The 20,935-nt window shown below is 67.2% G+C and carries 17 protein-coding genes; 10 read left to right on the top strand and 7 right to left on the bottom strand.

Translation table 11 applies throughout. From position 1 onward, the window contains the following. Nucleotides 1-35: 35 nt before the first annotated feature. Both H3H55_RS27255 and H3H55_RS27250 read left to right on the top strand, forming a co-directional pair. Nucleotides 36-1,130, top strand: coding sequence for an esterase/lipase family protein (locus H3H55_RS27255; RefSeq protein ID WP_193100961.1), 1,095 nt, complete (start codon nt 36-38; stop codon nt 1,128-1,130). 3 nt (nt 1,131-1,133) lie between these two features. Continuing rightward, nucleotides 1,134-2,168: a lipase secretion chaperone gene (locus H3H55_RS27250; RefSeq protein ID WP_193100960.1), complete on the top strand. Its 1,035-nt coding sequence runs from the start codon at nt 1,134-1,136 to the stop codon at nt 2,166-2,168. Nucleotides 2,169-2,197: 29 nt separating this feature from the next. Here H3H55_RS27250 and H3H55_RS27245 read toward each other — a convergent pair whose 3' ends face one another. Continuing rightward, entirely contained in the window at nt 2,198-3,718 is a 1,521-nt protein-coding gene (locus H3H55_RS27245; protein ID WP_193100959.1) for a PLP-dependent aminotransferase family protein, read from the bottom strand. A 108-nt stretch (nt 3,719-3,826) separates the two neighbouring features. On the opposite strand from H3H55_RS27245, the gene H3H55_RS27240 reads away from it, so the two are divergent. The 5 genes from H3H55_RS27240 to H3H55_RS27220 all read left to right on the top strand — a co-directional run bounded on the left by H3H55_RS27240 (nt 3,827) and on the right by H3H55_RS27220 (nt 9,930). Beyond that, nucleotides 3,827-4,933, top strand: a complete 1,107-nt coding sequence (locus H3H55_RS27240) for an ABC transporter ATP-binding protein (protein WP_193100958.1) — start codon at nt 3,827-3,829, stop codon at nt 4,931-4,933. Nucleotides 4,934-5,010: 77 nt separating this feature from the next. Then, the gene (locus H3H55_RS27235) at nt 5,011-6,057 is read left to right on the top strand and encodes an ABC transporter substrate-binding protein (RefSeq protein WP_129516921.1); all 1,047 of its coding nucleotides are present in this window, start codon (nt 5,011-5,013) and stop codon (nt 6,055-6,057) included. 99 nt (nt 6,058-6,156) lie between these two features. Next, nucleotides 6,157-7,413 carry an ABC transporter permease gene (locus tag H3H55_RS27230; RefSeq protein ID WP_193102181.1) on the top strand — a complete coding sequence of 419 codons (1,257 nt, stop codon included), beginning with the start codon at nt 6,157-6,159 and terminating at the stop codon, nt 7,411-7,413. A gap of 37 nt (nt 7,414-7,450) precedes the next feature. Beyond that, nucleotides 7,451-8,287, top strand: a complete 837-nt coding sequence (locus H3H55_RS27225) for an ABC transporter permease (protein WP_129516923.1) — start codon at nt 7,451-7,453, stop codon at nt 8,285-8,287. A 224-nt stretch (nt 8,288-8,511) separates the two neighbouring features. Beyond that, nucleotides 8,512-9,930: an MFS transporter gene (locus H3H55_RS27220; RefSeq protein ID WP_193100957.1), complete on the top strand. Its 1,419-nt coding sequence runs from the start codon at nt 8,512-8,514 to the stop codon at nt 9,928-9,930. A 64-nt stretch (nt 9,931-9,994) separates the two neighbouring features. Here the strand turns inward: H3H55_RS27220 and H3H55_RS27215 are convergent, their stop codons facing one another. Continuing rightward, nucleotides 9,995-11,728: a protease pro-enzyme activation domain-containing protein gene (locus H3H55_RS27215; protein WP_193100956.1), complete on the bottom strand. Its 1,734-nt coding sequence runs from the start codon at nt 11,726-11,728 to the stop codon at nt 9,995-9,997. Between the two features lie 643 nt (nt 11,729-12,371). Between H3H55_RS27215 and H3H55_RS27210 the strand changes: the two genes are divergently transcribed. The 3 genes from H3H55_RS27210 to H3H55_RS27200 are packed head-to-tail and all read left to right on the top strand — an operon-like array spanning nt 12,372 to nt 13,548. Beyond that, nucleotides 12,372-12,695, top strand: a complete 324-nt coding sequence (locus H3H55_RS27210) for an ArsR/SmtB family transcription factor (RefSeq protein ID WP_129516926.1) — start codon at nt 12,372-12,374, stop codon at nt 12,693-12,695. Next, nucleotides 12,695-13,126 (top strand): SRPBCC family protein, encoded by a 432-nt coding sequence (locus H3H55_RS27205; protein WP_193100955.1) that lies wholly within the window; start codon nt 12,695-12,697, stop codon nt 13,124-13,126. The genes H3H55_RS27210 and H3H55_RS27205 overlap by 1 nt, the downstream gene beginning before the upstream one ends. Next, complete coding sequence (locus tag H3H55_RS27200; protein ID WP_193100954.1) at nt 13,123-13,548, top strand: DUF1801 domain-containing protein; 426 nt, start codon at nt 13,123-13,125, stop codon at nt 13,546-13,548. Before H3H55_RS27205 ends, H3H55_RS27200 begins: the two co-directional genes overlap by 4 nt. A 92-nt stretch (nt 13,549-13,640) precedes the next feature. On the opposite strand, the gene acnA is transcribed toward H3H55_RS27200, so the two are convergent. The 5 genes from acnA to H3H55_RS27175 all read right to left on the bottom strand — a co-directional run bounded on the left by acnA (nt 13,641) and on the right by H3H55_RS27175 (nt 20,808). Further along, a complete protein-coding gene (acnA, locus tag H3H55_RS27195; protein ID WP_129516928.1) occupies nt 13,641-16,358 on the bottom strand; it encodes an aconitate hydratase AcnA in 2,718 nt (905 codons plus the stop codon). Nucleotides 16,359-16,410: 52 nt separating this feature from the next. Next, on the bottom strand, nt 16,411-17,862 hold the full coding sequence (locus tag H3H55_RS27190; RefSeq protein WP_193100953.1) for a bifunctional 2-methylcitrate dehydratase/aconitate hydratase: 1,452 nt from the start codon (nt 17,860-17,862) through the stop codon (nt 16,411-16,413). Between the two features lie 19 nt (nt 17,863-17,881). Beyond that, on the bottom strand, nt 17,882-18,397 hold the full coding sequence (locus H3H55_RS27185; RefSeq protein WP_193100952.1) for a hypothetical protein: 516 nt from the start codon (nt 18,395-18,397) through the stop codon (nt 17,882-17,884). A gap of 231 nt (nt 18,398-18,628) precedes the next feature. Then, nucleotides 18,629-19,636, bottom strand: a complete 1,008-nt coding sequence (locus tag H3H55_RS27180) for an HpcH/HpaI aldolase/citrate lyase family protein (RefSeq protein WP_193102179.1) — start codon at nt 19,634-19,636, stop codon at nt 18,629-18,631. Nucleotides 19,637-19,821: 185 nt separating this feature from the next. Further along, the gene (locus H3H55_RS27175; RefSeq protein WP_048250518.1) at nt 19,822-20,808 is read right to left on the bottom strand and encodes a malate dehydrogenase; all 987 of its coding nucleotides are present in this window, start codon (nt 20,806-20,808) and stop codon (nt 19,822-19,824) included. Nucleotides 20,809-20,935: the final 127 nt, after the last annotated feature.

Genomic DNA, 20,935 nt, shown 5'->3' with positions numbered 1-20,935 from the left:
TTCGCACCGGCAGCACAATAATCAGGAGAACATGCATGGCCAGATCGATGCGTTCCAGGGTGGTGGCAGGGGCAGTGGCATGCGCGATGAGCGTCGCGCCGTTCGCGGGGATGACCGCGGCGATGACGCTCGCGACGACGCATGCGGTGATGGCGGCGAGCGCGCCCGCCGACAACTACGCGGCGACGCGCTATCCGATCATTCTCGTGCACGGGCTCACGGGCACCGACAAATATGCAGGTGTGCTCGAGTACTGGTACGGGATCCAGGAGGACCTGCAGCAGCATGGCGCGACCGTCTATGTCGCGAACCTGTCGGGCTTCCAGAGCGACGACGGCCCGAACGGGCGCGGCGAACAGTTGCTGGCCTACGTGAAGACGGTACTCGCCGCGACGGGGGCGACCAAGGTCAACCTCGTCGGCCACAGCCAGGGCGGGCTGACGTCGCGCTATGTCGCGGCCGTCGCGCCCGATCTGGTCGCGTCGGTGACGACGATCGGCACGCCGCATCGCGGCTCCGAGTTCGCCGACTTCGTGCAGGGCGTGCTCGCGTACGATCCGACCGGGCTGTCGTCGACGGTGATCGCCGCGTTCGTCAATGTATTCGGCATCCTCACGAGCAGCAGCAACAACACGAACCAGGACGCGCTCGCGGCGCTGAAGACGCTGACGACCGCACAGGCCGCCACGTACAACCAGAACTACCCGAGCGCGGGCCTCGGTGCGCCGGGCAGTTGCCAGACCGGCGCATCGACGGAAACCGTCGGCGGCAACACGCATCTGCTGTATTCGTGGGCCGGCACCGCGATCCAGCCGACAATCTCCGTGCTGGGCGTCACGGGTGCGACGGATACGAGCACCATTCCGCTCGTCGATCCGGCGAACGCGCTCGACCCGTCGACGCTCGCGCTGTTTGGCACCGGCACGGTGATGATCAACCGCGGTTCGGGCCAGAACGACGGGGTCGTGTCGAAGTGCAGCGCACTGTACGGCCAGGTGCTGAGCACGAGCTACAAGTGGAACCATCTCGACGAGATCAATCAGTTGCTCGGCGTGCGCGGCGCGAATGCGGAAGACCCGGTCGCGGTGATCCGCACGCATGCGAACCGGCTGAAGCTCGCGGGCGTGTGATCGATGACGGCACGTGAAGGGCGCGCGCCGCTGGCGCGGCGCGCTGTGGTCTACGGTGTCGTGGGGCTGGCGGCGATCGCCGGCGTCGCGATGTGGAGCGGTGCGGGATGGCATCGCGGGACGGGCACGGCCGCCGAGTTGCCGGACGCGGCCGCGGCAGGCGGGGCGGCTGCCGCGCCGCCGCAGGCCGCGCTGCCGGCGAGCACCGGCCTGCCGTCGTCGCTGGCCGGCTCCAGCGCGCCGCGGCTGCCGCTCGATGCCGGCGGCCATCTTGCGAAGTCGCGCGCGGTGCGCGATTTCTTCGACTATTGCCTGACCGCGCAGAGTGACCTGAGCGCGGCCGCGCTCGATGCGTTCGTCATACGCCAGATCGCCGCGCAGCTCGACGGCACGGTTGCGCAGGCCGAGGCGCTCGACGTCTGGCACCGGTATCGCGCGTATCTCGACGCGCTCGCGAAATTGCGCGATGCCGGCGCGGTCGACAAGTCCGACCTGGGGGCGCTGCAGCTCGCGCTCGACCAGCGCGCGTCGATCGCGTATCGCACGCTCGGCGACTGGAGCCAGCCGTTTTTCGGCGCGGAGCAGTGGCGGCAGCGCTACGATCTCGCGCGACTGAAGATCGCGCAGGATCGCACGCTCACTGACGCGCAGAAGGCCGAGCGGCTCGCGGCGCTCGAGCAGCAGATGCCGGCCGACGAACGCGCGGCGCAGCAGCGGGTCGACCAGCAGCGGGCCGCGATCGACCAGATCGCGCAACTGCAGAAGAGCGGCGCGACGCCCGACGCGATGCGCGCGCAACTGACGCAGACGCTCGGTCCGGAAGCCGCCGCGCGCGTCGCGCAGATGCAGCAGGACGACGCATCGTGGCAGAGCCGCTACGCGGACTATGCAACGCAGCGTGCGCAGATCGAGTCGGCCGGCCTGTCGCCGCAGGATCGCGACGCCCAGATCGCCGCGTTGCGGCAGCGCGTGTTCACGAAACCCGGCGAAGCGGTGCGGGCGGCATCGCTCGATCGCGGCGCGGGCAGCGCGCAGTGACGCGGGCGGCGCGCCGCGCGTGAGTGGCCCTATGCCGCGCGCGTGATGTGTCGCGGCAGATGTTGCTCGATGGTATCCGCGAGCGTGTCGAACGCGGGCCCGATGCCTTCGTGCGCGACGCACGCATAACCGAGCAGCAGGCCGCGCCGCGCGGTGTCCTGGCGGCTGTAGTAGCTGGTGAGCGGGCGCACGATCACGCCCGCATCGAACGCGCTCTGCGTGACCGCGCGATCGTCGCAGGCGTCGGGCAGGCCGAGCACCAGGTGCAGGCCGGCCTCGTCGCCCATCACGGGCAGCGCGTCGCCGAAGCGCGCGCGAATCGCGTCGATCATCAGTTGCCGGCGCTCGCCGTACAGCGTGCGCATCCGCCTGACGTGCGAAGTCAGGTGGCCGTCCATGATGAATTCGGCGAGCACGGCCTGCTGCATCAGCTGGCCCTCGCGGTACAACTCCGACAACCCCGTGCGGAACGTGTCGACCAGATGCTCGGGCACGACCATGTAGCCCATCCGCAGCCCCGGGAACAGCATCTTGCCGAGGCTGCCGACGTAGATCACGCGGCCGCCGTCGTCGAGCCCCTGCAGCGACGCGAGCGGCCGGCTGCCGTAGCGGAATTCGCTGTCGTAGTCGTCCTCGATGATCCAGCAGCGGTGCTGGCGCGCGTATTCGAGCAGCATCCGGCGTCGCGCGAGGCTCATCACCATGCCGAGCGGGTACTGATGCGACGGCGTGACGAGCACGAGGCGCGGCGGATGCTGCATGTCGCTGGCACGCGGATCGAGCCCTTCCTGGTCGACCGGAACCGGCGCGAGCGTGAGGCCGGCCGCCTGCAATACGCTGCGCACGCCCCAGTAACACGGTTCCTCGACCCACGCGCGATCGCCGATGTCGGACAGCAGCCGCACCGCGAGATCGATCGACTGGTGGATGCCCGTCGTGATGATCACCTGGTCCGGCGAGCATTTGACCGAGCGCGCGACGCGCAGGTAATCGGCGAGCGCGCGCCGCAACGGCCGATAGCCGCCGCCCGGCGCATAGGTCAGCAGCTCGGGGTTCGCTTCCTTCCACAGCCGCGCCTGCAGGCGGCTCCACGTGCGGCTCGGAAATTCCGACACGTCCGGTACGCCCGGCATGAACGCGCCCCACTGGCGCCGCGACACCCCCGCGTGCTCGATCAATTGCCGGCCGCGCATCGACAGGCTGCCCTGTGCGTCCGGCGCCGGTTCATCGGCGTCCGTCGGCGGCGGCGCGGCGCCCGGCGCCAGGATCGCAGCGGCGTCCGGCCGCGTGTCGGCCACATAGGTGCCGCTGCCGGTCGTCGTCAGCACGTAGCCTTCGGCCGTCAACTGGTCGTACACGTGCAGCACGGTATTGCGCGCGATCGACAGGTCCGCCGCGAGCGTGCGGGAACTGGGCAGTTTTGTTCCTGGCCCCAATTCCCCGGTCAGGATGGCCTGCTGCATCTGCTGCAGCAACTGCCGGTACATCGGCTCGGACGAGCCGCGGTCGAGGCGGGCGGAGAGCCAGTCGGCGAGGATCACGGTATCCAAAGTGGTCCTACTAGTAATATTGAAATGGTTCCCTATTGTAGAACCGTGTGCGCCGTATAGTGGCTCGCATCTCAAAATCAATTGTCGCGAAGCAAGGGGGCAGCCACGATGAAGTCCGATGATGTGATCGTCAGCTTTCGCGGCGTGCGGAAGACCTACGACGGCGAGACGCTGGTCGTCAAATCGCTCGACCTCGATATCCACCAGGGGGAATTCCTGACGCTGCTCGGGCCGTCGGGCTCGGGCAAGACGACCTGCCTGATGATGCTGGCCGGTTTCGAGTTTCCGACGGGCGGCGAGATCCGCCTCGACGGCGAGCTGCTGAACAATGTGCCGCCGCACAAGCGCAACATCGGCATGGTGTTCCAGAATTACGCGCTGTTTCCGCACCTGACGGTCGAGCAGAACGTTGCGTATCCGCTGACCGTGCGCAAGCTGCCGGCCGCCGAGCGCGCGGAGCGCGTCGCGCATGCGCTGAAGATGGTGCAGATGGAGCGCTTCGCGAAACGCTATCCGGCGCAGCTGTCGGGCGGCCAGCAGCAGCGCATCGCGCTGGCGCGGGCACTCGTATTCGAGCCGAAGCTCGTGCTGATGGACGAGCCGCTCGGCGCGCTCGACAAGCAGCTGCGCGAACACATGCAATACGAACTGAAGGCGCTGCACGAAAAGCTCGGCGTGACCTTCGTCTACGTGACGCACGACCAGGGCGAGGCGCTGACGATGTCTGATCGCGTCGCCGTGTTCGACAAGGGCATCGTGCAGCAGCTCGACACCGTCGACCGCCTGTACGAATCGCCGTGCAACGAATTCGTCGCGAATTTCATCGGTGACAGCAACCGGCTGCGCGGCACCATCGCGCGCGTCGACGGCGAGTTCTGCGAGTTCCGGCTCGACGACGGCACGAAGCTCGTCGGCCGTCATATCGGCGATGCGACCGAGGGCGCGTCGGCCGTCGCGTGCATCCGCCCCGAACGCATGAGCCTCGCCGCGCACGGCGCGAACGGGCACGCGAACGGCGCCGCCGCCAACCGGCTGAGCGGCGAGGCGCGCAGCCTCATCTATTTCGGCGATCACGTGCGCATGCGCTGCGCGCTGCCGGGCCAGGACGAATGTTTCGTGAAGGTGCCGCTCGGCACCGGCGCGCTCGACGCGTTCTCGCCCGGCGCACCGGTCTCGCTCGCGTTCGCGCCCGAACACCTGCGCGTGTTCGCATGAGCACGGCTTCCCCGATTTTCCGTAGCACGTCGTCAACAACAACTGCCCACTTCCACCACGAGAGGAGAGGAACCACCATGAACCGAGCAAGCTTTACCGCGCGTCGTACCGCGCTGGCACTGGCGCTCGCCGTAGTCGGCGCATCGGCTTCGGCCGCCGAGCTCACGGTCGTCAACTTCGGCGGCGCGAACGGCGACGCGCAGAAGGCCGCGTTCAACCAGCCGTTCGAGAAGGCGACCGGCAACAAGGTCACCGCCGTGGAATACAACGGCGAGCAGGCGAAAGTGAAGGCGATGGTCGAGGCGAAGCACGTCAACTGGGACGTGGTCGAAGTCGAATCGGGCGACCTGAACCGCGGCTGCGACGAAGGGCTGTACGAGAAGCTCGACTGGTCGAAGATCGCGAAGAAGTCCGACCTGATTCCGGAATCGCCGCAGGTGTGCGGCGTCGGTTTCTTCGTGTGGTCGACGGCGCTGTCGTACAACGCGGACAAGCTGAAGTCGGCGCCGACCGGCTGGGCCGATTTCTGGAACGTGAAGAAATTCCCCGGCAAGCGCGGGATGCGCAAGGGCGCGCGCTATAACCTCGAATTCGCGCTGATGGCCGACGGCGTCGCGACGAAGGACGTGTACAAGGTGCTCGGCACGAAGGCCGGCCAGGATCGCGCGTTCAAGAAGCTCGACGAGCTGAAGCCGTACATCCAGTGGTGGGAAGCGGGCGCGCAGCCGCCGCAGTTCCTCGTCGCCGGCGACGTCGTGATGTCGACCGCGTACAACGGCCGCATCGATGCCGCGCAGAAGGAAGGCAAGAACCTGAAGGTGGTGTGGAACGGCAGCATCTACGACCTCGACTACTGGGCGATTCCGAAGGGCTCGCCGAACAAGGCGCTGGCCGAGCAGTACATCGCGTATTCGCTGACGCCGAAGCCGCAGCAGGCGTATGCGCAGCACATCGCGTACGGCCCCGCGAACATTGCGGCGATCAAGTCGCTCGACGCGAAGACGCTCGCGAACCTGCCGAACTCGCCGGCCAACGGCAAGAACGCGGTGCTCGAGGATATCGGCTTCTGGACCGACCACAGCGACGAGCTCGAGCAGCGTTTCACCGCGTGGGCGACGAAGTAACCGTTCAGGCATCCTGATGCAACCGGCCGCGCGGCGCGTCATTCGCGTCGCGCGGCATTCCGCCGGAGCGTGCCCGGCCGGAGAGAACCGTTGAATACGATGACGATCGCGCCTTCCTCGCCGTCGACCGCCGCGCTCAAGCGCGAGCTGAAGGCCGCCGAGGCCCGCAAGCGCACGATGGCGTTGCTGCTGGTCGCACCGCTCGCGATTTTCCTGCTGCTGATCTTCGTCGTGCCGATCGGCACGCTGCTCACGCGCGCGGTGCAGAACCCCGAGATCGCGACCGCGCTGCCGAACACGATCGCCGCGCTGTCGGGCTGGGACCGCAAGGCGCCGCCGGCCGACGCCGCATACGTCGCGCTCGCGGCCGACATGACGAAGGTGGCCGACAGCGAGGCGATGGGCGCGCTCGCGCGGCGGCTGAACACCGAAATTCCGGGCTATCGCTCGCTCGTCGCGAAGACGGCGCGCGCGATGCCGCTGAAGGGCGACAACGACGCGGCGCTGACGCCCGCGCAGACGCGCGCGAAAATCATCGACCTCGACGCGCGCTGGGGCGACGTCGCGTACTGGCAGTCGATCGCGAAGAACGGCAGCCAGATGTCGCCGTTCTACCTGCTCGCGGCGCTCGACCACAAGCAGGACGGCTTCGGTCATATCGTGCAGGCCGATCCCGACCAGTCGATCTACCTCGCGATCTTCGGCCGCACATTCGTGATCGGCGTTGCCGTCACGCTGTTCGCGCTGCTGCTCGGCTATCCGCTCGCGTACTGGATCTCGACGCTGTCGGAGCGGCGCGCGAACCTGGTGATGATCCTCGTGCTGATTCCGTTCTGGACTTCGGTGCTGGTGCGCGTCGCCGCGTGGATCGTGCTGCTGCAGAGCGAAGGGCTCATCAACAAGGCGCTGATCGGCAGCGGGCTGATCTCGCATCCGCTGACGCTGCTGTTCAACCGCGTCGGCGTGTACATCTCGATGACGCACATCCTGCTGCCGTTCATGATCCTGCCGCTGTACAGCGTGATGAAGTCGATTCCGCCGACTTACCAGCGCGCGGCCGTGTCGCTCGGCAGCCACCCGTTCGCCGCGTTCTGGCGCGTGTACGTGCCGCAGACCTATCCCGGCGTCGGCGCGGGCGCGCTGCTCGTGTTCATCCTCGCGATCGGCTACTACATCACGCCCGCGCTGCTCGGCGGGCCGAACGACCAGATGGTCAGCTACTACGTCGCGTACTTCACGAACGTGACGATCAACTGGGGCATGGCGTGCGCGCTCGGCGGGCTGCTGCTCGCGGCGACGCTCGTGCTGTACGCGGTGTACGGGCGCTTCACGCGCACCAACGTGAGCCTCGGCTGAGCGCCGCGCACCAGGAAACGGGAAAGGGAATCCGACCATGAAACTCGCCAGGCCGCTGTTCGCACCGCACATGTCGTTCGTCGAGCGCGCGTGGTACGTCGCGCTGCGTGTGCTCGTCGTGCTGACGCTGCTGTACCTGATCCTGCCGGTGCTCGCGATCGTGCCGCTGTCGTTCTCGTCGAGCACGTTCCTCGTCTATCCGATCCCGGGTTTCTCGACGCGCTGGTACGAGAACCTGATCGCGTCGGACGAGTGGCGCATGGCCGCGAAGAACAGCTTCATCGTCGCGCCGTCGGCGACCATCGTCGCGACCGTGCTCGGCACGCTCGCCGCGATCGGTCTCACGAAGGCCGACTTCCGCGGCAAGGGGCTGCTGATGGCCGTGCTGCTGTCGCCGATGATCGTGCCGGTTGTCGTGGTCGGCGTCGGCATGTACCTGTTCTTCGCGCCGCTCGGGCTCGCGAATACCTACACGGGGCTGATCGCCGCGCACGCGGCGCTCGGCGTGCCGTTCGTCGTGACGACGGTCGCCGCGACGCTGCAGGGCTTCAACCAGAACCTCGTGCGCGCGAGCCTGTCGCTCGGCGCGAATCCCGTGTCGACCTTCTTCCGCGTGACGCTGCCGGTGATCGCGCCGGGCGTGATGTCGGGCGCGCTGTTCGCGTTCGCGACGTCGTTCGACGAAGTCGTCGTCACGCTGTTCCTCGCGGGCGCCGACCAGACGACGCTGCCGCGCCAGATGTTCACGGGTATCCGCGAAAACATCAGCCCGACGATCGCCGCGCTCGCGACGATCCTGATCATCTTCTCGACGAGCCTGCTGCTCGCGCTCGAATGGCTGCGCGGCCGCAATGCACGGCGCGCGGTGACGTGACGGCGGCAGCGGGGCGGCGCAGTTCGTTGCGCGAACAACGACGTAGCACGACGACACGCAAGCTTTCGTTTCGCTGACTGACGAAGCGGCCGGCTGCACGTTCGATGCGGCTCTGCAACAATACGGTTCGCGACGGCACGCGAGCCGGTTTCACCGCATGGCACGCACGCCGCCGCGCCGCTCAATCCGCGACGCCGCGCGTCGCTCGTCAGCCGAGCCCCATCTTGTCCGAATTCGCTTCTCCCGCCGGCGCCAGCGAGCCGGCCGTCAACTGGCGTGCAATGTCCGCCGTGCTGCTGGCCGTCGCGCTCGCGACGCTCGACACCGCGATCGCGAACACCGCGCTGCCCGCGATCGCCGCCGACCTGCATGCGTCGCCGGCCGCGTCCGTGTGGATCATCAACGCATACCAGCTCGCGATGGTCGCGACGCTGCTGCCGTTCGCGTCGCTCGGCGACATCGTCGGCCACAAGCGCGTGTATATCGCCGGGCTCGCGGTGTTCACGCTTGCGTCGCTCGGCTGTTCGCTCGCGTCGACGCTGCCGATGCTGACCGCCGCGCGGATCGTGCAGGGCTTCGGCGCGAGCGCGATCATGAGCGTCAACGTCGCGCTGATCCGCGGCCTGTTTCCCGCGCACCGGCTCGGGCGCGGCGTCGGCTTCAACGCGCTCGTCGTCGGCGTGTCGTTCGCGGTGGGGCCGACGATCGCGTCGCTGATCCTGTCGGTCGCCGCGTGGCCGTGGCTGTTCGCGGTGAACGTGCCGCTCGGCGTGTTCGCGCTCGCGGTGGCGATTCCGTCGCTGCCGCAGACGGCGCGCGGCAAGCATGCGTTCGATCCGATTGCCGCGCTGTTCAACGTGATCACGTTCGCGTCGCTGATCTTCGCGCTTGGCGAATTCGCGCAGCGCGGGCCGCTTTCCGTCGTGTTCGCGGCGGCCGCGGTTGCGCTCGCGTTCGGCTGGCTGCTGATTCGCCGCCAGGCCGGGCACCCGGCGCCGATGCTGCCGGTCGACCTGTTTCGCCGGCCCGTGTTCACGCTGTCCGCGCTGACCGCCGTGTGCGCGTTCGCCGCGCAGGGGCTTGCGTTCGTGTCGCTGCCGTTCTATTTCGAAACCGTCCTGCATCGCAGCGCGGTCGAGACGGGGTTCCTGATGACGCCGTGGTCGGCGATCGTCGCGCTCGCCGCGCCGATCGCGGGCCGGCTGTCGGATCGTTACCCGCCGGGCCTGCTCGGCGCGATCGGGCTCGCGTTGCTGAGCGCGGGCATGGTGTCGCTCGCGGCACTGCCGGCGCTGCCGGGCGTCATCGACATCGGCTGGCGGATGATGCTGTGCGGCGCGGGTTTCGGTTTCTTCCAGTCGCCGAACCTGAAGGCGCTGATGTCGAGCGCGCCGCCCGAGCGCAGCGGCGGCGCGAGCGGGATCATCGCGACCGCGCGGCTGATCGGGCAGGCGACGGGCGCGGCGCTCGTCGCGCTGTCGTTCGGGATCGCGGGGCGCCACGGGCCGACGCTGGCGCTGATGCTTGGCGCCGGCTTCGCCGGGGCCGCGAGTGTCGCGAGCGGCTTGCGGCTGTTTGCGCCGTCGCATCGGGCCGGCGTACCGGCCGCGCCTGAGCGTGCGAAGGAGCCCGCGGCGGAGTAGGTCAAGGAAAAGTCACGAACCGGCGCGCGACCCGCTTCGCCGCGCGCCGCGCTTCACACGTCGCTCAGAACCCGCCCGACTTGATCAGCTTGTTGAGGTTCGCGATATTCAGGCTGCCGAAGCCGGTCGTGTAATCCCAGCCGGTGCCCGCGGTGTAGCCATACCCCTGATAGCCGTTGTTCCCCGACACGACGTCGTAGCGCACGAGCGACGGGTTCGACGGAATCGCGCGATACAGGTTGCTGGCCGGGAAGCCGAGGCCCGTACCGTTCGCCGCGAGCAGGCGCGCCCAGAGGCCCGTGAAGATCGGCGCGGCGAGACTCGTGCCGCCGATCTGCTGCAACTGGCCGTAGTTGTAGATATACGCGCCCGTGCTTTGCGCGGCGTCGAACGCGACATCCGGCAACTGACGGTTGCTGCCCGACTGCCACGACGGTGCGGGCAGGATCGTGCTGACGCCGCCGCCCGTCGCCCACAGCTTGCCGTTGCCGTCGAGGCCTTCGTTCCACACCGTCTCGTTCGAGAATGCGCCCGCCGACGTCGTGTACAGCGTCGTGCCGCCGATCGCGAGCACGTGCGGCGACGAAGCCGGCCACGACACCGTGTAGTTCGAGCCGTCCGGATAGCCGCGGTTGTTGCACTCGTACACGCCTTCGTCGCCCGACGACACCGAGAACGTCTGGCCTTGCGCCGCGGCCGTCGTGAAGATCTGTTCCTCGGCGTTGAGCGTGCCGTCCGCGTTCGCGTCGGTCTCGCACCAGCCGAGCGACACGTTGATCACCTTCGCGGTGTTGTCCGACACGGCCTGGTTGAAGGCCTGCGTGAGGCCCGTGTTGCCGCTGGCGTTCAGGTCCGCCATGTAGAACGTGAGCTGGCCGACCTGGCCGCCGGCCGAGCCGACGATCGACTGGCTGTCGAGATCCCATTCGCCCTGGCCGTCCTGGTCGTCGCTGTAGTTGCCGCCCGCGCCGCCGGTCTGGACGGTCTGGGTCGAGACCGTGCCGTAACCGTTGCTCGACGTGAACTGGTTCAGGTCCTGCAGCGTCTGCGATACGCCGCCGATCGTGATGATGCCGACGGTCACGCCGGCCGCGGTCGGCACGCCGGTCGCGTTGTAGAGACCCGGGAATTCCTTCGGATAGTGGCCCGTCGCCGTGCCGGCCGCGAGTGCCTGCGGCTTCGCCACGTTGCCGACGCGCAGCATCGGCCGTGCGCGCGCGACGCTCTGCAGCCCGAGCACCGAGCCAACGACGTCGCCGAGCGCGCGCGGCACCTGCGCGGTCGACGCGTTCGCGAAGCCCGAGCGGCCCGCGTACTGGAAGTGCACGAGCGACGTGTTGAACGCGGTCTTCACCGTGCCGGCCGTACCGCGCGCGGACACCAGCAGCCGGTTCGGCGCGACCACGACGTTCACGAAGCCGCTCTTGTGCAGATAGTCGACGACCGACTTCACCTGCGCTTCGGTCGGCGCGTAGCTGGCGAGGAACTGCGCGTGCGTGAGGTACTTGCGGTAGTGCGCGCTGCCGGGCCGGTTCACGTCGCGCGCCAGTTGCTTGAGCTGCGCGGCGTTGCGCAGATTCAGGCTGACGACGACGTTGGTCGTTTCACCGGCCGCGAGTTCGAGCGACGGCGCGGCACTGCGCGCCATCAACTGCGGGCCGGTCAGAAAGGCCTTCGTATGAGTATCGACCCAATCCGTCGTCGCATGCGCCGCAGCGGCGGCGAACACGAGCGGTGCCACGCACGCAAGGCGGCGGGGCGACGGCAGGGGCAGGGCAAACCAGGCGTTCCTTTTCATCGGGAGTCCTTTTTAGGAGAGACGACGTTGCTGGAGCCCTCGACCCTTGTGGGGCCGCGAGCGGTGACGAGCGTAGGGCGTCGGTGCCGTTCGGGTAGCTGCCAGTTTCCATAGCTGTCAGTTCTGACATCCGCGCCCGCGCTTGCACGCGATGCGTCGTACGCGCATGCGATGGCGAGCCCGGCGAACGGAACCGGTTCGCGGTACGGCGGCGCGGCAAGGCGCGACGTTCGCACGCACGAGTTGTTCGTCGCGGCAGCGGAACGCGCGCGATCGCGGAGCGGATCGACACGCGAACGCGTGACGGGCGACCGGCCGTTGCCGTGTGCCGCGTCGCACTATGTGGTCAAACGAAGCGACACGGCAGGAACGGATTCGCGCGTGCACAAGAAAGGGGCCGGCCGATCGCAAACGTTTCCCGAACTGTGGAACAGCGCGCCGGGCAGTCTTGCAGGGGGCTTTCGGATCGCGTGCCGCGATGGTGGATTAGAGGAAACGCTCGAATTCCGGGGCGGACACGAGCCGATGCGACGGATGCGCTGCCCGCGCAAGTTCGAACGACGTCGTTCGCGAAATTCCGTCTTGACTTGCGCCGATCAGCGGATATCCTTCGATTCATAACCACAGGGTTATGGATTTGGACATGCAGAACGCACACGACATGCTTTTCAGGACGCTTGCCGATCCGACGCGCCGCGCGCTCTTCGAGCGGCTGTGCGCGGACGGCGAGTTGACGGTTGCCGCGCTGACGGCCCATGCGGGCGTCTCGCAGCCGGCCGTCTCGAAGCATCTCGGCGTACTGAAGCAGGCCGGGCTCGTGAGCGACCGTCACGAAGGCCGGCAGACGCACTACAGCGCGCAGCCGCATGCGCTGGCCCCGTTGATCGACTGGACAAGCCAGATGGCCGGTTTCTGGCAGAACCGGTTCGATGCCCTCGAAGATCTGCTCAAAAGGATGGATCAGTAATGAACCAAGCCACGACCGAAACGCGCTCCGTCGTCGTCGAACGGGAGCTCCCGCATCCGCCGGAGAAGATCTGGCGCGCGCTCACGCAACCGCACCTGATCGAGGCGTGGCTGATGAAGAGCGACTTCGAGCCCGTTGCGGGCCGCGCGTTCAGCTTCCGCGCGGACTGGGGCTCGGTCGACTGCACGGTCCTGACGATCGAGCCGCCGCGGGCGCTGTCCTACACGTGGGCCGCGTACGGCCTCGAAAGCGTCGTCACATGGACGCTCACGCCGACGCCGGCTGGCACGCACCTGCGCATGGAGCAGGTCGGCTTCCGCGCGGATCAGGAGCAGGCATACCGCGGCGCGCAGCACGGCTGGGTCCGGTTCCTCGAGTCGCTTGAACAGGTGCTGGCACGCCCGGAAGAAGGCACGGAGGCCCGCGCATGAGTACCACGGACCTGCAACCGTCGGCGCGCATCGATGCGCTGATCGCCGGCATCGCCGACTGGCGCGGCCCGCTCTTCGCCGATCTCCGCCAGACGATTCTCGCGGCCGACAACGGGATCGTCGAGGACTGGAAATGGATGGGCAGCCCCGTGTGGTCGTGCGACGGGATGATCGCGGTCGCGAACGCGCACAAGGGCAAGGTGAAGCTGACCTTCATGCACGGCGCGCATCTGCCGGATCCCGGCGCGCTGTTCAATGACGGCCTCGACGGCAATGCGCGGCGCGCGATCGACTTCTTCGAAGGCGACCGGATCGACAAGCGGGCGCTGAAGACCCTCGTGCGCGCGGCGATCGAATACAACCGCACGCATCTGAAGAAGAACGCACGGACGGGCGCGAAGGCCCGCGGCAGCGCCGCGTAGCGCGCAGGCAAAAAAAAGCCCGACACGAGGTCGGGCACCAAATCGGCCGCAACCGCCGCGAGGCGGCTGCGGCACCTGCAAAAGCAGGGCGCTTACGCTGCGAGCAGCGAGCGCAGCACGAACGGCAGGATACCGCCGTGCTTGTAGTAGTCGACTTCGATCGGCGTATCGATACGCAGCAGCACCTGCACGCGCTGCGTTTCGCCGTTCTTGCGGTTGATCACGAGCGTGACGTCCTGCTGCGGCTTGAAATCGTCGCCGAGGCCTTCGATGTCGTACGTCTCTTCGCCGGTGATGCCGAGCGACTGGATGCTGTCCGAGCCCTTGAACTGCAGCGGCAGCACGCCCATGCCGACCAGGTTCGAGCGGTGGATACGCTCGAAGCTGCGTGCGATCACGGCCTTCACGCCGAGCAGTTGCGTGCCCTTCGCGGCCCAGTCGCGCGACGAGCCCGTGCCGTACTCTTCACCCGCGAACACGACGGTCGGCGTATCGGCGCCGACGTACTGCATCGCCGCGTCGTAGATCGACTGCTGTTCGCCGCTCGGCTGGTGGATCGTCAGGCCGCCTTCGACGCGCGAGCCGTCTGCCTTCGCCGGGATCATCAGGTTCTTGATCCGGACGTTCGCGAACGTGCCGCGCATCATCACGTCGTGGTTGCCGCGGCGCGAGCCGTAGCTGTTGAAATCGGCCTTCTGCACGCCGTTTTCCTTCAGCCACTTGCCTGCCGGCGAGTCTTCCTTGATCGAGCCTGCCGGGCTGATGTGGTCGGTCGTGACCGAGTCACCGAAGATGCCCAGTGCGCGCGCGCCCTTGACCGTCGGGATCGACGCAGCCGGTTCCATCGAGAAGTCGTTGCCGAAGAACGGCGGCTCGGCGATGTACGTCGACTTCGGCCAGTCGTAGACCTGGCCCGATTCGCCTTCGATCTTGCTCCAGAGGTCGCCCTTCTTGGTCAGCTTCGCGTAGTTGTCCTCGAACTTCTTCGGATCGAGCGCGAACTTGAGCAGCGCGTGGATTTCATCGCTCGTCGGCCAGATGTCGCCGAGGTAGATGTCGCGGCCGCCCTTGCCCTTGCCGACCGGCTCGGTCATCAGGTCGCGCGTGATGTTGCCGGCGATCGCGTAGGCGACGACGAGCGGCGGCGATGCGAGGAAGTTCGCGCGGATGTTCGGGTGGATACGTGCTTCGAAGTTGCGGTTGCCCGACAGCACGGCGGCCGCGACGATGTCGTTCTTCGTGATCGCTTCGTTCAGTTCCGGCGTCAGGTCGCCCGCGTTGCCGATACAGGTCGTGCAGCCGTACGCCGCGACTTCGAAACCGAGCTTGGAGAGGTAGGGCAGCAGGCCCGTCTTCGTCAGGTATTCGGTGACGATGCGCGATCCCGGCGCGAGCGAGGTCTTGATCTTCGGATCGACCGTGAGGCCGGCCTCGACCGCCTTCTTCGCGAGCAGGCCGGCGGCCAGCAGCACGCTCGGGTTCGACGTGTTCGTGCACGACGTGATCGCGGCGATCAGCACGTCGCCGTTCTTCACGTCGACGCCGTTGCTCGTCGTGTACTGCGTGTTCAGGTCGTCCGCCTTCTTCGCGAAGCCGTTGTCGGCGACCGGCTTCGAGAACAGGTCGGTGAACGTCGACTTGACGTTGCCGATCTCGATGCGGTCCTGCGGGCGCTTCGGGCCGGCCAGCGACGGTGCGACCGTCGCGAGGTCGAGCGTCACCGTCTTCGTGTAGTCGATGTCGCCGGCCTTCGGAATGCCGAACAGCTTCTGCGCCTTGAAGTAGTTTTCGAACGCGGCGATTTCCGCCTTCGTGCGGCCCGTGCCTTCGAAGTAGTCGATCGTCTTTTCGTCGACCGGGAAGAAGCCCATCGTCGCGCCGTATTCCGGCGCCATGTTGCCGATCGTCGCGCGGTCCGGCAGCGACAGCGACTTCGTGCCTTCGCCGAAGAATTCGACGAACTTGCCGACGACCTTCTCCTTGCGCAGCATTTCGGTGATCGTCAGCACCAGGTCGGTGGCCGTCACGCCTTCGCGCAGCTTGCCCTTCAGCTCGACGCCGACGACGTCCGGCGTCAGGAAGTACACCGGCTGGCCGAGCATGCCGGCTTCGGCCTCGATGCCGCCCACGCCCCAGCCGACCACGCCGATGCCGTTGATCATCGTCGTGTGGCTGTCCGTGCCGACGAGGGTATCCGGGTAGTACACGGTGTCGCCGCCGTCCGCCTTCTTGTGGACGCCGCGCGCGAGGTATTCGAGGTTCACCTGGTGGACGATGCCGACGCCCGGCGGCACGACCTTGAACGTGTCGAATGCCTGCATGCCCCACTTCATGAACTGGTAGCGCTCGTTGTTGCGCTGGAATTCCAGTTTCATGTTCAGGTCGAGCGCGTCCTTCTGGCGGAAGTAGTCGATCTGGACCGAGTGATCGACGACGAGATCGACCGGGACCAGCGGCTCGATCTTCTTCGGGTTCTTGCCCGTGCGCTCCGCGACGCCGCGCATGGCCGCGATGTCGGCGAGCAGCGGCACGCCCGTGAAGTCCTGCAGCACGACGCGCGACACCACGAACGGGATCTCGTCGACGCGCTTCGCGGTCGGCTTCCAGTTCGCGAGCTGCGCGATGTGCTCTTCCGTGATTTTCTTGCCGTCGTAGTTGCGCAGCACGGACTCGAGCACGATACGGATCGACACCGGCAGGCGTTCGATCTTCGTCTTCAGCTCCTTGCCGAGTTGCGGCAGCGAGTAGAACTTGCCTTTGCCGGAACCGCTGTCGAATTCCTTGAGGGTCTTGTGGAGATTGTGGGCCATGGTGATTTTCCTGGGTTTAAGGCTAGGAAACAAAGAGTCCTGTATCTGACGGCTATATCACATACAAGTCGACGTACTCATCGACCGGCATCGCTTCGAGCTTTGCCTGGTCCAGCGACACGTCGAGAATCGCTTGTTGCTGTTTTGCCGGGAAACGGCGGGCGAGGTTGGTCCGGAACTTCTCGACCAGCAGCGGGATGCCGTCCGTGCGGCGTCGCTTGTGGCCGAGCGGATACTCGACTACCACTTCGGCAAGCTTCGATCCGTCCGTGAACTCGATCGTCAGCGCATTCGCGATCGATCGCTTGTCCGGATCGTGATAATCCTTCGTGAACTGCGGATCCTCGACGCACACGGTCTTCGCGCGCAGCGCGTCGATGCGCGGGTCCGCCGCGGCCGCGTCTTCGTAGTCGGCCGCGGTCAGCCGGCCGAACAGCAGCGGCACGGCCACCATGTACTGGATGCAGTGGTCGCGGTCGGCCGGATTGGCGAGCGGGCCCTGCTTGTCGATGATGCGGATCGCGGCCGCGTGCGTGCGGATCGTGATCCGGCTGATTTCGTCAGTTGTGCGGCCCGCCGCGGCGAGCTGCGCGTGCAGCTGCAGCGCGGCCTCGGCGGCGGTTTGTGCATGGAATTCGGCGGGGAACGCGATCTTGAACAGCACGTTCTCCATCACGTAGGTGCCGTACGGGCGCTGGAAGCGGAACGGTTGCCCGTCGAACAGCACGTCGTAGAAGCCCCAGGTTTGCGCGGTGAGCGCCGACGGGTAGCCCATTTCACCCGTTTTCGCGATCAGCGCGAGACGCACCGCGCGGGAGGTGGCGTCACCGGCCGCCCATGATTTGCGCGAACCCGTGTTCGGCGCGTGGCGGTAGGTGCGCAGCGCGTGGCCATCGACGAACGCGTTGGACACCGCGTTGATCAGCTCGTCGCGCGTGAGCCCGAGCAGCCGGCCGACGACGGCCGTCGACGCGACCTTCACGAGCAGCACGTGGTCGAGCCCGACCGCGTTGAATGAATTCTCGAGCGCGAGGCAGCCCTGGATTTCGTGGGCCTGGATCATCGCGACCAGTACGTCGCGCATCGATAGCGGCTTCCGGCCGGCCGCGACGGCCGTGCGGGAGAGCCAGTCGGCCGTCGCCAGGATTCCGCCGAGATTGTCGGACGGATGACCCCATTCGGCGGCGAGCCAGGTGTCGTTGAAGTCCAGCCAGCGGATCATCGCGCCGATGCCGAACGCGGCCTGCACGGGATCGAGCTGGAAGGACGTGCCGGGCACCTTCGCGCCGTTCGGCACGATCGTGCCGGGCACGACGGGGCCGAGCAGCTTGGTGCAGGCAGGGTAGGACAGCGCCTCGAGTCCGCATCCGAGCGTGTCGATCAGGCAATGACGCGCCGTCTCCAGCGCGAGCGCGCTGTCGATGCCGGCGTTCAGCACGTAGTCGACGATATCGACGAGTACCGTATCCGGAGCAGGGCGGACGTTGGAGACCGGGGCGGACATCGAGGGGCGGGGAACGCGCTTAGTTCGTTGCCGGCTTCAGCTCGTTCGACTGCGTCGGCGCCGGCGTGCCTTGGGTCATTTCCGGCGTCACGCACTCGTCCGCGAGACGCTCGCCGCCGTTTGCGTCGGAGAACAGCATCGCCTTGGTCGGGATCACGACCAGCTTGAAGCCTGCTGCCGGATCGTAGAACGTGTCGGCGCCCGTCGTCGTGGTCTGACGCGGCAGCTTGTAGTTCTTCTTCGCCCAGTGAACCGTGACGACCTGGTCGCGCTTCATGTCGCCGGCGAGATCGAACGACAGGCCTTCCTTACAGGACCACTTCACCGCGCCGTCCGGTACCGGATCGACCTTCGCTGCGGCACGCGCCTGTGCCTTCTTGCTGCGCGGGATGATGCGCTTGGCCGGCGCCGGGCGCTTGGCCGTTGCCTTCTTCGCGGTTGTCGTGGTCGTACCCTGGGCAAACGCGCTCGGAGCCGACACCAGCATCGTGGCGGACAAGGCGCCGATGGCGGTAGCGATCAGGAGTTTCTTCATGGAGTCAGAACCTTTCGATAATCAGTTGACAAGGGCCGGCAATCGAAACTGCCGACCGGTTTGAAACTGCACGCGCCCCGAAAGCGCGCAGCGGCCGCTATTTTCACCTATTTGGCCGCGCATTCATCAGGTTTTCGGGCTCCGTTACGTTTTTTGTCGTTTCGCAAACCTCTGTCGGGTTCGCGCCTCTTCGAATGCATGAAACGCGTGTATCGGCACGGCGGCGCACGCTCACGGCGCGTCGCCCGCGGCGGCCGGGCCGAACAGCGGCGCGGCTTCGGCCGGTACGGGCTGGCCGGTGGCGCGCGCGCGGCGCAGCACCGACCAGTAATAGCGATAGCTCGCGCGATCGTGCAGCGTATCACCGTGGCGCGTCGGCCCCCAGTCGGCGGCCTGCGCGGCCAGCAGGATCTCGGCGGCCAGCGCGACCTCGTCGGTGCGCGGCGCGAAGGCGTCGACGATCGGGCGGATCTGCGCGGGGTGGATGCTCCACATCCGCGTGAACGCGAATTCGTCGCGCGCGCGGCGCGCGTCGCCGGCCACGACGGCCATGTCGCGCACTTCGGTCGTCACGTTGTGCGACGGCGTCTTGCCGTGCGCGTGGCAGGCCGCGGCGATTTCCAGCTTCGCGCGGCGCACGAGCGGGTGTTCGAACTGGCCGGGCGAGCGCATCGCGGTATCGGGAATCGCGCCGTGGTGCGCGGAGACGAAGTCCATCAGCCCGAAGCTCAGCGTGCCGACCATCGGCAGCGCGGCGAGGGCGGCGGCCTGCGCGAGCGCGCCGTGCGTCTCGACCAGCACGTCGACCGGGATCGGCTGCGCGATGCCGAGCTCGCGGCGCGTGCCTTCGATGAACGCGGCCATTTCGGCCGCGTCGGCGGCGTTCGCGATCTTCGGGAGCGTGATGTAGGCGGGGGCGCGCGCGGCGCGCAGCACGATGCGCACGTCGTCGCGCCAGTGCGGATGGGAAAAGTCGTGGATGCGTACGCCGACGCGGCCGAAGCGGTTCTCGGCGCTGCCGAGCAGTTCGGCGACGAGTTCCGCGTGCGCGGCTTCCTGGCCGACGGCGGCGCCGTCCTCGCAGTCGAACGTGATGTCGAACACGGGGCCCGTTTCGGCCTGCAGCGCGAGCGACTTGCGCATCAGCTTTTCGCTGCCCGCGTAGTGATCGCAGCATGGCAGGATCGCGGGCGGGGACGCCCCGTCGTACAGCACTTGTGCAGGAGTGAGCGCGGCCATCTCTTCTACGTCAGGGAAGCGGGTCAACGTGGAGAAAATCGGATTCGGGCGCGTTCTGGGCCGATGCGCGGCGAGCGCGGGGCGGCAAAACGTGCCCGGATCGGATCGGGCTGCAGGGACGGCGGTGCTGCGTGCCGGCCCTGCGGTGCCGGGCTGCCCGGAGGCGGCCCGTCACGGTGCTGAATTTAGTTCTTCAGCAGGTGGGCGACGCCGTCGCGCTCTTCGAGCAGCTCGGCCAGCGTACCGTCCATCTTCTCGCGCGAGAATGCGTCGATTTCCAGGCCTTCGATGCGCTTGTACTCGCCGTTTTCGCAAACGACCGGCACGCCGTAGATGATGTCTTCGGGGATGCCGTACGAGCCGTCCGACGGGATGCCCATCGTGACCCACTTGCCGTTCGTGCCGAGCACCCAGTCACGGACGTGGTCGATCGCCGCGTTGGCTGCCGACGCTGCCGACGACAGGCCGCGCGCTTCGATGATCGCCGCGCCGCGCTTGCCGACGGTCGGGATGAACGTGTCGCGGTTCCACACGTCGTCGTTGATCAGCTTCAGCATCGATTCGCCTTCGGCGGTCGCGAAGCGGAAGTCCGGGTACATCGTCGGCGAGTGGTTGCCCCACACGGCGAGCTTCTCGATCGACGCGACCGGCTTGCCCGACTTGGCGGCGAGCTGCGACAGCGCGCGGTTGTGGTCGAGGCGCAGCATGGCCGTGAAGTTCTTCTTCGGCAGATCCGGTGCCGACTTCATCGCGATGTATGCGTTCGTGTTCGCCGGGTTGCCGACGACCAGCACCTTCACGTCGCGGCTCGCGACTTCGTTCAGCGCAGCGCCCTGAACCGTGAAGATCTCGGCGTTCGCCGACAGCAGGTCCTTGCGCTCCATGCCCTTCGAGCGCGGACGTGCACCGACCAGCAGCGCGACGTCGGCATCCTTGAATGCAACCTTCGGATCGTCGGTGATCACGACGCCCGCGAGCAGCGGGAACGCGCAATCGTCGAGCTCCATCACCACGCCTTTGACGGCGGCTTGGGCTTGCGGGAGGTCGAGCAGTTGCAGGATGACCGGCTGGTCCTTGCCGAGCAGGTCGCCGTTCGCGATGCGGAACAGCAGGGAGTAAGCGATTTGACCTGCGGCGCCGGTGACGGCAACGCGCTTTGCGGGCTTAGCCATTGAAAATCTCCAGGACGGTTGAAGCGTTGGACGCTAGCGAAAACGCCATTCTATGCGCGTTGTGCGTAACGTTGCATTGAAGCAGGGCGGAGGACTCGCGATGGCAGACGCGGTGAACCTGGAGACG

Source organism: Burkholderia sp. Z1, from assembly GCF_014893795.1.
GTDB classification, from domain to species: domain Bacteria; phylum Pseudomonadota; class Gammaproteobacteria; order Burkholderiales; family Burkholderiaceae; genus Burkholderia; species Burkholderia theae.
The sequence above is the reverse complement of the archived record's forward strand: the minus strand, read 5'-3'. Positions and strand labels throughout refer to the sequence as shown.

Bases quoted from the DNA above. Each gene is read 5' to 3' on its own strand.
- H3H55_RS27255 (WP_193100961.1), top strand. From the start codon at position 36: ATGGCCAGATCGATGCGTTCCAGGGTGGTGGCAGGGGCAGTGGCATGC.
- H3H55_RS27250 (WP_193100960.1), top strand. From the start codon at position 1,134: ATGACGGCACGTGAAGGGCGCGCGCCGCTGGCGCGGCGCGCTGTGGTC.
- H3H55_RS27240 (WP_193100958.1), top strand. From the start codon at position 3,827: ATGAAGTCCGATGATGTGATCGTCAGCTTTCGCGGCGTGCGGAAGACC.
- H3H55_RS27235 (WP_129516921.1), top strand. From the start codon at position 5,011: ATGAACCGAGCAAGCTTTACCGCGCGTCGTACCGCGCTGGCACTGGCG.
- H3H55_RS27230 (WP_193102181.1), top strand. From the start codon at position 6,157: ATGACGATCGCGCCTTCCTCGCCGTCGACCGCCGCGCTCAAGCGCGAG.
- H3H55_RS27225 (WP_129516923.1), top strand. From the start codon at position 7,451: ATGAAACTCGCCAGGCCGCTGTTCGCACCGCACATGTCGTTCGTCGAG.
- H3H55_RS27215 (WP_193100956.1), bottom strand. From the start codon at position 11,728: ATGAAAAGGAACGCCTGGTTTGCCCTGCCCCTGCCGTCGCCCCGCCGC.
- H3H55_RS27210 (WP_129516926.1), top strand. From the start codon at position 12,372: ATGCAGAACGCACACGACATGCTTTTCAGGACGCTTGCCGATCCGACG.
- H3H55_RS27205 (WP_193100955.1), top strand. From the start codon at position 12,695: ATGAACCAAGCCACGACCGAAACGCGCTCCGTCGTCGTCGAACGGGAG.
- H3H55_RS27200 (WP_193100954.1), top strand. From the start codon at position 13,123: ATGAGTACCACGGACCTGCAACCGTCGGCGCGCATCGATGCGCTGATC.
- acnA (WP_129516928.1), bottom strand. From the start codon at position 16,358: ATGGCCCACAATCTCCACAAGACCCTCAAGGAATTCGACAGCGGTTCC.
- H3H55_RS27190 (WP_193100953.1), bottom strand. From the start codon at position 17,862: ATGTCCGCCCCGGTCTCCAACGTCCGCCCTGCTCCGGATACGGTACTC.
- H3H55_RS27185 (WP_193100952.1), bottom strand. From the start codon at position 18,397: ATGAAGAAACTCCTGATCGCTACCGCCATCGGCGCCTTGTCCGCCACG.
- H3H55_RS27180 (WP_193102179.1), bottom strand. From the start codon at position 19,636: ATGGCCGCGCTCACTCCTGCACAAGTGCTGTACGACGGGGCGTCCCCG.
- H3H55_RS27175 (WP_048250518.1), bottom strand. From the start codon at position 20,808: ATGGCTAAGCCCGCAAAGCGCGTTGCCGTCACCGGCGCCGCAGGTCAA.